We start from the raw sequence: 12,275 nt of genomic DNA on the forward strand, positions 1-12,275 counted from the left end.
CTCCTTGAGGAGTTGGGTCAGCGGTTGCGTGAGTACGCGATGCGGGGGTCAACCGGCCGAACCGCCGCTGTGGTGACGGCGGCGGCGGGGACCGGCGCCCTGCCCGGGATACCGGCACGGGCCGGGCTGGCGGCGAGCGCGGCGGCGCTCAACGGAGACGCGCGAGCGGGACCACGGCCGCGCTCACGGCCGACCGCCGGCGTGGCAGCAGGGCGGGGCCGAGCCGTCACCTCTTGAGCGAGGCGGGGCTGCACTGCGACCTGGAGCCCCGAACGGTGCAGGGCCACCGTGGCGTCGGCGACTTTCCCTAGCGCCTCGACGCGATCGGTGGTCGCGGGGAGCGTGTAGATGTCCAGGCTCGAGTTGTGCCGCCAGCCGTCTTCCACCAGCGCGAGCCCGCTGAGGCCGGAGACACGGTCGTCGAGGGCTGCGACGATGCCGAGCTGAGGGTGATCGGCGAAGGCGACGTCTGGTTCACCGAGCGGACCGCGGTCGCGTACCTGTGCCGTGTCGGGCGCCAGTGCCGGGTCAAGTGCGGCGTCCACATCGACCTGGTAGCCGGCCTTGTGCAGCAGTTCGATGGCCCGGCTCGTACGGCCGTGTCCGTCACGGTTCTGGTCGGCCAGCGCGTACAACGTCGGCTGGTCGGGGACGGGATGGAAGTCGAATCCCCTGAGCATCCAGGTGCTGGCCGCGAGGTTCTTTGGGTTCGCGGCGACGATGCCGTGGACGGGGTGGTGGCCGAAGGCCAGGTCGGGCAACACGTCGTAGTGGCTGGGCATGGCAGATCCATCCGAGGCGGGTGCGGTTGCAGGTGCGGGCGACGGGCGGATCAGTTCTGAGGGTGCGGTGCACGGAGGACTCCTGGATCGCGGTCGGTCAGAGCCGGGGAGCGGATGAGGAACTGGCGGACGGCGGCGCGGCCCGCGCGGAAGACTCCGGCGGCGGACCGGTCGGGAGCACGCGCTGGCCGACCGACGGCGAAGAGGCGAGAGCGACACTCGCCCGGGATGGAGCGGAGTCGGGCGGGAGCACGGTGGCGGCGCGCGCCTTGCCGGAGCGTTCCTGCTCCTGGCGTGGCGGTACGCCAAGCTGGTCCAGGCGGGCGTCGACAGCGGAGAGGAGATCCGGCACGCTGCCGCCGTGGCGCGCATGCGGACCGTCCGGCTCGGAGTCGTAGATCACCTCGTAGACGGCAGGCTCGACGGACCGGTGGCGGGTGACCATCCAGCTTTCCGGGGACTCGGGGTGCTCGGAGGGTGGCTCCTGCGGCGGCGAGATGATCAGTGAACTGCCGTCGGGAAGCTCGGCGTGGACGATGTAGTCGCTGAGGCCGTACTCGACGGTGCCCTCCAGGCCGCGCTGCCCGAGCGCGGAACAGAGGGCAGCCTGAAGGCGACGCGGATCGGACGTGGCGGTCGGGGGCGGGGTTTCGTGGTGCATGGAGTTCTCCGTTGCGAACACCCCGCCGCACGGCGGGAGCCGACGGGGCGTGGAGCTTGAAGGAGTGCGGGGTCCATGAGGATCCGGTGATCGGGCAATTTGGCGCTGCCGTGACTGCGTGCTAGGGATCACCGCGAGCGACCGGGAGCCGGCGGATGCGATGCCAGCGGGACCTGGGGCGAAGCAGGTGATCCGGCACGGGCGTTGTGCGTCGAGCGGGTCAGGGCGACGCGAGCCCGCTCGGTCTGCGCCGGCCGTTCGGTGTCCGCCCGGTGAACTAGGTATTCGCCGACGCGCACCAACGCCGGTCCCTTGGAACCCAGTTCGTGTGAGTAGTGCCAGCCTTCGGTGTTGCGGTGCTCCTCGGCACGCTCCTGGTAGAGGTGGAGCACGCGCGGCTGCGAACCGTCCATAAGCGCCATGACGCCGTCCCATTCGTGCCACAGCTCTTCCGCCCGGAACAGGATGGTGTCGATCCCGCGTATCCGACGGAGGTCGTCACTGATCGGTCCCTCGACGTAGTCGGGGCCGTCGGCGGCGGCGCGGACCCCGGCCAGCACCTCGGGTCCGTGGTCGAGGAACACCTCGGCGTGCTTCCACGCTTCGGCGTCCCGCTTGACCTTCCCGTCCCCGTAGACCTTGTCGTCCAGCGGCCAGCCGTCCGCGTCGCAGAGCGAGTCCGAAACCGCGTCCCAGGCGTCGCACGCCTCGTTGATCCCGGCGGAGGCCGAGGCCAGTGCCGGGAGGTGCCGTCGCCACGCCAAAGGGTCGGTGGCCTGCGACGGCTCGTTGTCACCGGAGGAAGGAGTGGAAGAAGCAGACATGATCGATTTCCGTTGCTGTGCTGGTCGTTGGGCTAGGCGGCCATGCGGGCGTCGGTGTCGAACAGCTCCCGCTCAGCCGGGTGGAGGATGTGCTGGGTGATGAACGAGCGGCCGGCGACCTTCCATAGACCTCGGCCCTTGGTCAGGGCGGACACCGCCTGGGTCTCGACGCCGGTCAGGCCGAGCAGAGATGCAGCGGCGGCGAGCTGGTCGGGCTCCTGGCGGTAGATGATGCGCGTGCTGCAGTCCGCGAGGAGCCCCTCGGCAAGGACCCGGCCGCGTGAGCCGGCGTCGCCCGCCGAGAGCAAATCGCTGAGGCGGTGGATCACCATCAGGTTCGCGATGCCCAGCCCTCGGGAGAGCTTCCACTGGCTCTGCATCCGCTCCAGCAGCCCGACGTGCCGCATCAGCCGCCACGCCTCGTCGTAGATCACCCAGCGCCGACCGCCATCGGGATCACTGAGGGCTGACTCCATCCACGCGCTCGCGCACGTCATCGCGAGTACCAGTGCCGTGTCGTCACCGGAGCCGCCGAGACGGGAGAGATCGATGGACAGCATTGGTGTGGTCGGGTCGAACCACACGGTGCTCGGCGCGTCGAACATGCCGCTCAAGTCGCCGTGCACGAGACGTCGCAAGGCATGGGCGAGGTCCTGGGCGGCTGAGCCGAGGTGCCCCGCCTGGTGGCCGAGGGCCTGGTCGAGGCGTTCGGGGGAGCCGAGTACGTGGGCGATCTCGCCGAGCAGCGGCACCGTGCCCCGGGCGGCGGCGTCAGCGACGACCAGATCCAGGGCCAGGTCGAGGGCGGTGTGCTCCATCGGCAGCAGGTCGCGCTTCAGCACGGTGCGGGCGAGGCTGGCCAGCAGCAGCAGACGGCGCTTGCGAACTTCCGAGAACCAGTCCTCCTCGCTCACGGAGGCGGGGCGGGCCGGGGCGTCCAGCGGGTTCAACCGTCCAGGGAGCCCCGGGCCCAGGGCGATGCTGTAGCCGCCGAGGGCTTGCGAGACAGCGGTCCACTCCCCCTTGGGATCGCAGGGGATGTAGATCCGGTAGCCGTGGGCGATCGACCGGGTGGCGATCGACTTCGCCAGCGCCGACTTGCCCATGCCGATGATGCCGGCCAGGACCGCGTTGGGGTTGGTGAAGCCCTCCACCCTGCCGCTGTTGTAGAGCGAGAACGGGTCGAAGCAGAAAGCCGCTTCCGCGTGCACATCGCGGCCGATGAACACCCCTTCGGCGCCCAGGCCGCCCTCGGCCACGAACGGGTACGCGCCGCTGGCTGTCGCGGTGGTCATCCGGTGGGCGGGCAGGTCGAGCTTGCCGCCGCGGGCGGACGCCGGACCGGGGCGACCGGCGAGCGGATAGGTGGGCCGCAGATCCGGGTCGAGGGTCTGCTCGGCGCGGTGCTTGGACGGGCTTCCGGCGAGGCGTGCCTGGCGGCGGGCCTCGGTGAAACCGGCTCGGGCGGCCCGCTGCTCGGCGCGTGTCGTCTTACGGGGCACGAACAGAGGGGAGGCACTGGCACGGGTACGGGGCATGTCGTTTCTCCAGGTGAGGGGTGGATCAGCGGCGGATGAGGCCGGTGAACGGGGCGTGCAGGTCGGCCGGGGTGGTGCGCCGCCGCACGAGATGAGCGGTGCGCTGGTGGCGCTGGCAGATGGTCAGTTCCGGTGCGCCCTCTGGAAGGCCGGCCTGGCACGCCTCCGGCTCGGGGACCTCGCCGGAATCCGGCCGGGGTGCCGCGTGGTAGGCGGCGTGGAGGTGTTCGGCGGCCTGCCAGATGCGGGTGCGGGCGGTGCGGAGCTGGTCGCCCTCGACCGCCACGAGCTGCCCGGTGCGACTGGCGTGGGCGTCGAGCAGCCCGTACAGCGAGACGAGGTGGGCGTGCAGGGTGTCCAGCTCGGCCCGGGTGGTGACCAGCGGGCCGCCCGGGATGTTGAGTGCCCGGTGGAAGTCGAGCGCGGCGGTGGCGAAGGGCACGAAGTCCTGCGCGGTCGGGCTGGCGGTGCGGGACATGAGGGTGCTCTTTCGAAAGGAAGGGTCAGGCAGCGAGCCCGAGCGGCAGGGCGGCGGCGGTGAATGCCTCGGCCTGTTGCCAGGTCAGGGGCCTCAGATCGAGCTGGGCGCCGACAGCGGCGGTCTCCACGACGGCGCAGGCGGTGCGCAGCTCGTCCTCGGTGTCGGCCGAGACGGTCAGCAGACCGGTCAGGGCGACGTCGGCGTGCCCGGCGATGAGCTGGCGTTCGCGGGACTTGATGTCCTGGTACTCGATCGAGTCCGCCTCGGAGTCGACCTGACCGCGCCGGGCCCGTTCGGCGGCGTCGGCGATCACGCTGGACTTCTTGCGCTGCACGTCGCGCAGGGCGGCGTCGAGGTTCTTCGGCTCATAGGAGAGCGACAGCGTGCGCCGGACGCCGCCTGTGAACAGAAGCTGGTGCAGGAACCCGGCCGACGTCTCGGTGCGCGGCCAGTTCTCCACCCAGTAGGTGGCGTGCACGGCGGAGTCGGTGGCGATGTGGTCCGCCTTCTCGACGACCACGACGGGGCCGGCGGCGGCGGGCTCGGCCTCGGGGCGAACGGCCGTGGACCAGCGGTCGAGTGTCGCCAGCGCCTTCGGGTCGTAGGAGGTGCGCACCACGGCGGCGATCTCGCGGGCGGTGAGCCAGCCCGTCGGGGTGAGACCGGCGGTCCGCGCCGCCTGGTCGAACGTGGAGGTGAGCTGGGCGAGGACGCTGAAGGCACCGGTGAGACCGCCACCGGCCTGGTTGATCAGCCGACGGGCCGCCTTGGTGTCCAAGGACACCGCGACGTACGCCTCGTGCGGGGCGGCTGCGGGGCCGGCGCTCTGGATCAGCTCGTTGTAGATCGCGCCGGCCATCGGGGTGTCGGGTCGGCCGTGCTCTTCCCAGTAGCGGCGCAGCGCGTCGCCGGAGTCGGGGATGGTGCGCTCGATCACCTGGATGCGGGCGATCTGTCCGGTACGGGCGAGGGCCGCCAGCGCGCGTCCCCAGCCGCCGACGTTGGCCTGCTGGGTGCCCGGGTCGAGCAGGGCGTAGGCGCGGGAGGAGACCTTGACCACCGCGGTCAGCGTCCCGGTGTGCGGGTTGTGGACGGCGCCGTACTTGCCATCGGGAGCGGTGGCCACGCGCAGGCTGGCGGCAGTGCCGGGAAGGTGGAGCAGTCCCTCGCGGGTCGGCCGCCGGGAGGGCCGGGTGAGCCAGACGAGCTGGTCTCGCATCCGACGCAGCGCATAGCGGACGACGATCGGGGCCCAGTCCGCCAGCGCGCGACCTCGGTGGCGGACGAAGACGAGCAGGGCGATGACCGCCCACAGCGGTATGAGCTTGAGAGCGCCGACCACGCCTCGGGCCAGGATGACGGCGAGAAGGAGAAGGCCGGTGAGTCCGGCGACGACCAACTGCGGGACGGTCAGGCCGAGCAGGACGCCGCGCCTGCTGCGGTGGGGAAACTTCACGGTGGGCGTGGAGGACTGGTGCTTGCCGGACATGGTGGTTCCAGACGGTGGGAGCGGGCGGAGAACGGGGCGCGCGGCGCTCTTCTGGACCTCATGGCGAAACCTTCCTGCTGGTGGGGAGGCGGGGGCGGGCCGTGGAGTGCGGCCCGCCCCCGGAGATGTGGGTCAGGAACCCGACGGCGGCTGGGTGGGATACACCCAGTTCGTCGGCGTCGCAGACCCGGTGGCCGATGGCCCGGACGCCGGAGTGCCCGAGGCCGAAGGTCCGGGGTCGGCGGGCGGCATGGAGGTCATGTTGGCGCCCGGAGTCGATGCTCCTGTGAGGTGACCGGAGCTGCCCGCGACGCCTTGGGCAGTCGATTCGGCCCCTTCCGATTCGTCCTCGCCGGGCCGGGTGATCAGCGGCGGGATCCCGGGGCGCTGGATCAGGGCACGGCCCTTGTCGCCGGAGGCGTTGGGGTCCTCGCCGTACCGGAAGCGGGTCTGCTGCTTGGGCGGGCCGGCGTCGATGCCCTCCTTGCTGAGGTTGGTGCCCGAGGGGTTGATACCGGAGGCGACGCCATCGGTCCCTGCACCGGGGACCTGGTTCGGCCCCTGCGGAGCGGGGGTGCCGGTGCTGGCCCGCATCGCGAGGCTGCCCGCGGTCTTCGCGGATCCGGCAGCGACTGCCATGCCTGCGACGCCGGTACGGTGCATGTCGTCGTGGCCACCACCGTCGCTGGCCCAGTGCACGAACTTGTACGTCGCGTAGGGGCAGAGCAGCACCAGGACCATCACGACGATGCCGGCCATCGCGTCGGACAGGGCCGCCATTCCGTCGCTGGCGTCGGTCTTGCCCATGGCGGAGACGCCGATCAGGAAGACGATGGTCATCAACAGCTTTGAAACGATGAGGGTGCCGGTGGCCTCGATCCAGCCGCGCCGCCACCGCTTCGCGACCTCCCAGCCGCCGCCGGCACCCGCGAACACCGCGAGCGCGACCATGATCAGGACGCCGACCTTGCGGGCGACCATCACGCCCCAGTAGAGGAAGGCGCCGATCGCGCACCCGAAGGCGACCAACGCGGGCACACCCCAGCCGAGGCCGTACATGGCCCCCATCTGATCGACCTTGATCACACGGCGGATCGCGTCGTCGATCGAGGTGTTGGCGGCTTTGAAGAGGCCGTCGGACAGCGCGTCGACCACGGTGATGGCGACGGTGGTGAAGGCGATGGCGGAGAAGCTGAACAGAACTCCGGTCATGGTGCCGAACGCCGCCTTGGCGAGTGCGCGTTCGTCTCGGCGCCAGGCTGCGGTCATGAGCTGGATGCAGAAGATGCCGACGGTCAGGGCGAGGCCGATGGGCAGCAGCAGCTCGTAGTTGTCGCGGAACCATCCGGCGTTGAGGTCGATCGCAGTCGTCTTGTTGACGGCCTTGGCGGCCAGGTCGGCCGCGCTGGACGCCAGCTCGCCCGCCGACTTCGCGATCCACGCGCCGAGGCCGTCGGTGACGGTGCCGGCGGGGTTGGTGGCGAAGTCGACAGCGCCGCACACCTTGTCCATCAGCGGGAAGTCGCAGACTCCCATGGGTCGTACCTCCGTTCTGGGGCGAGGGTCAGGGCGCGACGGACGGCATGACGCCGACCAGGGCGCAGGGGTGGTTGGGCCGGCACTGGACCGCGAGGGTGGTGGAACGGCTCTCCGCGCCGCCGGCGGCCGAGCCCTTCCAGCGAATCGACTGCTTGCCGGAGACCGTGACGGCGTAGACGTACGCCTGGGTGATCGCCCCGGGCTCGTCCTGGAGGGCCTGGGTGAAGGCGTGCGGGAAGTGCCCCTCGTTGATCTTGGCGGTGGCGACCTGCTTGTTGGCCGCCATCTCCTTCCACAGCACGGCCGAGGGGACCGCCTGGTCGACGGAGGCCCGGTCGGCGTACTTCGACTCCGTGGTCAGCCAGCCGCGCAGCGCCTTGCGCAGCTCGGGCTGCGAGTACGCGCGGGTGTCGTACGACCACAGCGCTGCGGCGGCGGCCTTCCCGTACGTGATCGGGTCGTGGGTCTTCGGCGGAACGGGGAGAGCGCGGGGCCGGGTATGCGGCCCGGACGGTGCCGCGGACGGCGGGGACGCCGTGGGCGAACTCGGCGGTGGCGCCGTAATATCGGAGGGGCTTCGGCCCTCGCGGGTGAGGTAGGCGGCCAGGCCGGCGAGGGCGACGAGGACCGCCAGGACGGCAGTGCCGAGCAGAGCCCGGCGGCGCACGCGAGATGCGCCGCCGGGGTGGGTGGAGTGCTGAGCCATCAGTGGACCTGCGTCCCGAGCGTCGAGAAGAAGGCGACCACGCCGTTGGCCGCACCGAGCAGAAGGGCCGCGCCCGCGCTTACCAGAACGCCCTTCTTCCCGTTCGCCTCGGCCTGGTGACCACCCGAGTGGTGACCCCAGGCCCACACGCCCGCACTGACGGCGAGGGCTCCGACCACGGCAATGAGCCCGAACAAGTTGATCGAGCCCATCACCTGCTTGAGGACGTTGAGGCCAGGGAGCCCGCCCTCGTTGGGCTTGATTCCGGGGTCGTAGGCGAGCTGTATGACCTGTTCAGCGAGATACACGGGAACTCCAGTTCGAATGAGCGTACGTCAAAGCCCGGCGGGGCGAACCAGCGGTGCGAGGGGAGGTGAGGAGGGGGAGGAGCGCCGGTCAGATGAGGCGGCGGGCCGCGAGAATCCGCGATTTCCAGGACGCGACGGTGGTGATCCGTACGACATCACCGGTGTGCGGGGCGTGGACGATCAGGCCCTGCCCGATCGCCATCCCGACGTGTTCCGGTACGGCGGCCGTCCCCTCGGTGAAGAGGAGGTCGCCCGGCTTGAGGGCATCGACCGAGACGGCCTTGCCGTCCTTGACCTGCGTGTACGTGGTCCGCGTCAGGGTGACTCCGGCGGCCTTGTACGCGCCCTGCATCAGGGAGGAGCAGTCGCAGCGGCCCATCGGGTTCTTGCCGTGGGAGTCGGTGCACGTGCCGCCCCACTGATACGGGGTGCCGAGCTGGCCGAGCGCCCACCGGATCGCCGTCTGTACCTTCGGCGGCGCGGAGGCGGGAATCTTGTACTCCTCCGGCAGTGCACCCGCCGGGATGGTGCCGAAGTCCGTCCCGTCGCCGTCCGCCGAACAACCCCCCGCGGAATCGGGAGAGGGGCTGCCGGTGTCGGCAGAGCCGGACGGCGACAGGCTCGGCGATGCGCCGCCGGCCTTCTGCAGCAGGGGCTCGATGGCCTTCTGCAGGGCGGTGGCCAGCGGCTCCCATTTGGCGTACGCCTCCGGGAAGCCCGACTTCTGTACCGCCTGGGCGGCCTGGGTGACAGAGAGGGACTGCCAGCCGGAGACCTTCTTGAGCCCCTCGTAGAACTTCGTCGAGGCGTGCACCGGGTCGAGGATCTGGCTGGCCGTACCCCAGCCCATCGACGGCCGCTGCTGGAAGAGACCCAGCGAATCGCGGTCGCCGTAGGTCAGGTTCCGCAGGCCGCTCTCCTGCAGCGCGGTCGCCAGGGCGACGACCTGCCCTCGGGCGGGGATGTTCATCGCGACGCCAGTGGCCTGGATCGTCTTGGCGTTGGGCACTTGGTCGGCAGGCGCGTCCAGCCCCGGCACGGAGACCGAGCCCTTGTCGCCGCCGTCCAGGATGGCCTTCACCTGCTTGGCGACGGCGGAGGCGTCCACACCTTGTGCACCGTCGGCCGAGCACGAAGCCGAGGCGGTCCCGGCACCGATGCCAAGGATCGGCAGTGCCAGCAGGAGTGGTCCGGTGGCGCACAGACCGACGAGCGCTCCTGTCGTCTTCTTCACGACCGCCGCCGTTCAGCACGACGGCGGTGCGGACCGGTCGAGGGAGGTGGGTCGGGGCGGGGGTGTGTCAGGGCATGCTGCATCGCAGTGGCTCCTCGGTGTTCGAAGGAGACGCGGTGCCGACTTCTCGTGCAAAGCCGTCGGCACCGCGCCGATGTGCATCCGCCTCTCGGCGGGCCCGGGTCAGAGGAGTCGGTAGCTCCCGGACGCCGGTTTCAGGTCACGGCGGCAGCCAGCCGCGCTCGTAATCTCAGGCAGTGCACGTGGGCCTCCTCCTGGCGCTCGCGGGCAGATGGGCAACATGCCTCCGACGCTGCTCGATTGGACGAGACAGCACGGATAAGCACAGCTCAACGGGGGTGAAGCAAGGCTCCTTCCCGGTGGCACGGCGAGACAGTAGACCGGGATTCCGGCCGCACCAAACGACTGCCGTCCGGGGGCTCAAAGCAGGGAGCCACCTCGTTAGGCGCGGCCGAAATTCGCCGTTAACCTCCGCTGCAACCTCGCACCGAATGCGCGCCGTTGAGCGCTGCCCGGAGCAGGTCCAGACTCCGCCGCGCCCGAAAAGAGGCCCTCCCCATGAGCTACACGCTGCACCGAGGCGACGCCCTGACCGTCCTGAAGTCCCTCCCGGACGAGAGCGTCCAGGCGGTGATCACCGACCCGCCGTACAACTCCGGAGGCCGCACCAGCTCCGATCGAACCGGCCGCACCGCCCGTGCCAAGTACGTCACGAGCAACTCGGCGCACGACCTCGCCAACTTCCCGGGAGAGAACCGCGACCAGCGCTCCTACCGCTCCTGGCTCACCGAACTGCTCACCGAGGCGTACCGGGCCTCGACCGAGCACGCGGTCGCGATGGTCTTCACCGACTGGCGACAGGAGCCGACCACCTCCGACGCCCTGCAGATGGCGGGATGGACCTGGAGCGGCACGATTCCGTGGATCAAGCCGTCCAGCCGGCCCCGCAAGGGCGGGCCGAAGCAGGACTCGGAGTTCATCATCTGGGGCGTCAAGGGCTCCCTCGACAACACCCGTGACCTCTACCTGCCGGGGCACTACATCGCCTCCCAGCCCCGCAAGGGCCGGGTTCACATCACCCAGAAGCCGGTCGAGGTCATGCAGCAGCTCGTCCAGGTCTGCCCCGAGGGCGGCACCGTCCTCGACCCGTTCACCGGCAGCGGCTCCACCGGGGTCGCGGCCCTGCGTGAGGGACGTCGGTTCGTGGGCGTCGAGCTGTCCGCGCACTACGCCGACGTCGCCGAGGAGCGGCTGCGGGCCGAACTGACGAAGGCCGACTTCGAGCTGGCCGGACCGGAGGCATGAGCGTGAGAGCGGAGAGGCCGGGGCCGGCGGCCCACAGACGCCAAAGGGGCGGCTGGTGCATCGACTAACTGATGCACCAGCCGCACCTCCTGTTATGTCAGGCCGCCTCGAACGCCCGCCGGATCAGCGGCGCCGCCTTCTCCAAGTCGGCTGCCGAGACGATACGGACCTCCAGGTCGCCGGTCCCGAGGTGTCCGATACCGCGCATGTCCCGGGTGCAGCCCTCCTCCAGCTCGACCGTGTCGGGGTCGAGTCTGAGGTACACCAGGATCGCCTCGTGCTTCGGACGGAAGATCACCGACGCCACGTTCACCAACCGCCGGTAGGCGATGTAGTGCCGCAACGACGCCACCTCCACCTCGCCCCATGCCGTGAGCGCCTCGTCCAGTTCCGCGTGCAAGTGCCGCAGGCACTCCGGCACCGTCCCGACGCTGGCCGGCGAGGAAGTTGCCGGAGCAGTCGGTACGCCGTCGACCGCCGTGACCCGCTCCCGGCCCCGGCGAGACGAGACAGGACTCGGGAAGCCGGTCACGGAATCGACGAGCAACAGCCCCAGAAGGTTGCCGTCGAAGATCCGGTAGCGCACCAGGTCGATCCGCTCAGGCAGCCTCTGCACCGCTACCCGGTCGTGGTGCGAGAAGCTGGCCGCGATGCAGATCATCCGCGGACGACGCCAGTCGACGGACTCAGCTGCCTCCGCCCCCAACACCTTCCGCACGAGCGCCTCGAACTCGTGGTGCGCCGACTCAAGCCAGGACAGCTAGGAGACCGCCTGGGACATCACCCCGCTGTCCGAGCCCTTTTTGAACTCGATCACCACCGGGCTGCCGTTTTCATCGAGCCCCAGGGTGTCGATCCGCCCCCGGGGCCAGGGGCCGGTCTGGTACTCCGATGCCAGGAAACGGACGCCCAGCATCTGCTCCAGGCCGGCCTCGACCCGCCGCTGCAGCTCCACCTCCAGCGCCACCGTCGAGCCGGCCAGCTCGACATCCCGTCCGTCCGCGTCCTGCCGGAACATCATCAGTTCGGCCACCAGCGCCCCCCTCCCGCGATCTCTGCAAGGAGGCCAATCGAACGAACGCTCTGGATATTCCGCGCGTCGTGCTGGGCAGCCGGGCTCCGCCAGTACGACGCGCTGTGCGGTGACAATAACGCCGAAGCACGCGGTGCGGCCCGCATGAGGATCGAGGCACTCCTGCCGCAAGAGGACCGTTGGCTGGGCAAGCTACTCGCTCCCTCTCGCGGGCCGCTCATCACCGCAGACGATGTAAGTAACGTCTTCCTGTCGACGTGACGCCAAAGAGTGCTGCTCGGGCGGTGTCGCAGTCCACGTCACCGCCTCCAACAAGGCCACCAGATGTGGGTGGCCAGAGTCCGACAGGCATGC

The 12,275-nt window shown here is 70.3% G+C and carries 13 protein-coding genes; 1 reads left to right on the plus strand and 12 read right to left on the minus strand.

Features of this window, described 5'->3' with window-relative positions; translation table 11 throughout:
• Window positions 1–17: 17 nt before the first annotated feature.
• The 10 genes from ACFYSH_RS28660 to ACFYSH_RS28705 all read right to left on the minus strand — a co-directional run bounded on the left by ACFYSH_RS28660 (window position 18) and on the right by ACFYSH_RS28705 (window position 9,562).
• Window positions 18–782, minus strand: coding sequence for a hypothetical protein (locus ACFYSH_RS28660; RefSeq protein ID WP_104784838.1), 765 nt, complete (start codon window positions 780–782; stop codon window positions 18–20).
• Between the two features lie 97 nt (window positions 783–879).
• The gene (locus ACFYSH_RS28665) at window positions 880–1,443 is read right to left on the minus strand and encodes a hypothetical protein (RefSeq protein WP_359468818.1); all 564 of its coding nucleotides are present in this window, start codon (window positions 1,441–1,443) and stop codon (window positions 880–882) included.
• Window positions 1,444–1,571: 128 nt separating this feature from the next.
• Window positions 1,572–2,267: a hypothetical protein gene (locus ACFYSH_RS28670; RefSeq protein WP_359468815.1), complete on the minus strand. Its 696-nt coding sequence runs from the start codon at window positions 2,265–2,267 to the stop codon at window positions 1,572–1,574.
• Window positions 2,268–2,299: 32 nt separating this feature from the next.
• On the minus strand, window positions 2,300–3,805 hold the full coding sequence (locus tag ACFYSH_RS28675) for an ATP-binding protein (protein WP_359468813.1): 1,506 nt from the start codon (window positions 3,803–3,805) through the stop codon (window positions 2,300–2,302).
• Window positions 3,806–3,830: 25 nt separating this feature from the next.
• Window positions 3,831–4,283, minus strand: a complete 453-nt coding sequence (locus ACFYSH_RS28680; protein WP_359468811.1) for a DUF6238 family protein — start codon at window positions 4,281–4,283, stop codon at window positions 3,831–3,833.
• A 25-nt stretch (window positions 4,284–4,308) separates the two neighbouring features.
• On the minus strand, window positions 4,309–5,775 hold the full coding sequence (locus tag ACFYSH_RS28685) for an SCO6880 family protein (RefSeq protein ID WP_359468809.1): 1,467 nt from the start codon (window positions 5,773–5,775) through the stop codon (window positions 4,309–4,311).
• 132 nt (window positions 5,776–5,907) lie between these two features.
• Window positions 5,908–7,311 carry an ATP-binding protein gene (locus ACFYSH_RS28690; RefSeq protein WP_359468807.1) on the minus strand — a complete coding sequence of 468 codons (1,404 nt, stop codon included), beginning with the start codon at window positions 7,309–7,311 and terminating at the stop codon, window positions 5,908–5,910.
• A 28-nt stretch (window positions 7,312–7,339) separates the two neighbouring features.
• Window positions 7,340–8,020 carry a hypothetical protein gene (locus tag ACFYSH_RS28695; protein ID WP_359468804.1) on the minus strand — a complete coding sequence of 227 codons (681 nt, stop codon included), beginning with the start codon at window positions 8,018–8,020 and terminating at the stop codon, window positions 7,340–7,342.
• Window positions 8,020–8,328: a DUF6112 family protein gene (locus tag ACFYSH_RS28700; protein WP_011029048.1), complete on the minus strand. Its 309-nt coding sequence runs from the start codon at window positions 8,326–8,328 to the stop codon at window positions 8,020–8,022. The genes ACFYSH_RS28695 and ACFYSH_RS28700 overlap by 1 nt, the downstream gene beginning before the upstream one ends.
• 88 nt (window positions 8,329–8,416) lie before the next feature.
• A complete protein-coding gene (locus ACFYSH_RS28705; RefSeq protein WP_359468801.1) occupies window positions 8,417–9,562 on the minus strand; it encodes a C40 family peptidase in 1,146 nt (381 codons plus the stop codon).
• A gap of 579 nt (window positions 9,563–10,141) precedes the next feature.
• On the opposite strand from ACFYSH_RS28705, the gene ACFYSH_RS28710 reads away from it, so the two are divergent.
• A complete protein-coding gene (locus ACFYSH_RS28710; RefSeq protein ID WP_150517395.1) occupies window positions 10,142–10,888 on the plus strand; it encodes a site-specific DNA-methyltransferase in 747 nt (248 codons plus the stop codon).
• A gap of 97 nt (window positions 10,889–10,985) precedes the next feature.
• On the opposite strand, the gene ACFYSH_RS28715 is transcribed toward ACFYSH_RS28710, so the two are convergent.
• Both ACFYSH_RS28715 and ACFYSH_RS28720 read right to left on the minus strand, forming a co-directional pair.
• Complete coding sequence (locus ACFYSH_RS28715) at window positions 10,986–11,606, minus strand: hypothetical protein (RefSeq protein ID WP_388756278.1); 621 nt, start codon at window positions 11,604–11,606, stop codon at window positions 10,986–10,988.
• 42 nt (window positions 11,607–11,648) lie between these two features.
• Window positions 11,649–11,921 carry a hypothetical protein gene (locus ACFYSH_RS28720; RefSeq protein ID WP_388756281.1) on the minus strand — a complete coding sequence of 91 codons (273 nt, stop codon included), beginning with the start codon at window positions 11,919–11,921 and terminating at the stop codon, window positions 11,649–11,651.
• Window positions 11,922–12,275 lie beyond the last annotated feature (354 nt).

It is taken from the genome of Streptomyces sp. NPDC005791, from assembly GCF_042871485.1.
GTDB lineage: Bacteria > Actinomycetota > Actinomycetes > Streptomycetales > Streptomycetaceae > Streptomyces.

Excerpts from the sequence above, each read along its gene's own strand:
- ACFYSH_RS28660 (WP_104784838.1), bottom strand. The coding sequence starts at position 782 with ATGCCCAGCCACTACGACGTGTTGCCCGACCTGGCCTTCGGCCACCAC.
- ACFYSH_RS28665 (WP_359468818.1), bottom strand. The coding sequence starts at position 1,443 with ATGCACCACGAAACCCCGCCCCCGACCGCCACGTCCGATCCGCGTCGC.
- ACFYSH_RS28670 (WP_359468815.1), bottom strand. The coding sequence starts at position 2,267 with ATGTCTGCTTCTTCCACTCCTTCCTCCGGTGACAACGAGCCGTCGCAG.
- ACFYSH_RS28675 (WP_359468813.1), bottom strand. The coding sequence starts at position 3,805 with ATGCCCCGTACCCGTGCCAGTGCCTCCCCTCTGTTCGTGCCCCGTAAG.
- ACFYSH_RS28680 (WP_359468811.1), bottom strand. The coding sequence starts at position 4,283 with ATGTCCCGCACCGCCAGCCCGACCGCGCAGGACTTCGTGCCCTTCGCC.
- ACFYSH_RS28685 (WP_359468809.1), bottom strand. The coding sequence starts at position 5,775 with ATGTCCGGCAAGCACCAGTCCTCCACGCCCACCGTGAAGTTTCCCCAC.
- ACFYSH_RS28690 (WP_359468807.1), bottom strand. The coding sequence starts at position 7,311 with ATGGGAGTCTGCGACTTCCCGCTGATGGACAAGGTGTGCGGCGCTGTC.
- ACFYSH_RS28695 (WP_359468804.1), bottom strand. The coding sequence starts at position 8,020 with ATGGCTCAGCACTCCACCCACCCCGGCGGCGCATCTCGCGTGCGCCGC.
- ACFYSH_RS28710 (WP_150517395.1), top strand. The coding sequence starts at position 10,142 with ATGAGCTACACGCTGCACCGAGGCGACGCCCTGACCGTCCTGAAGTCC.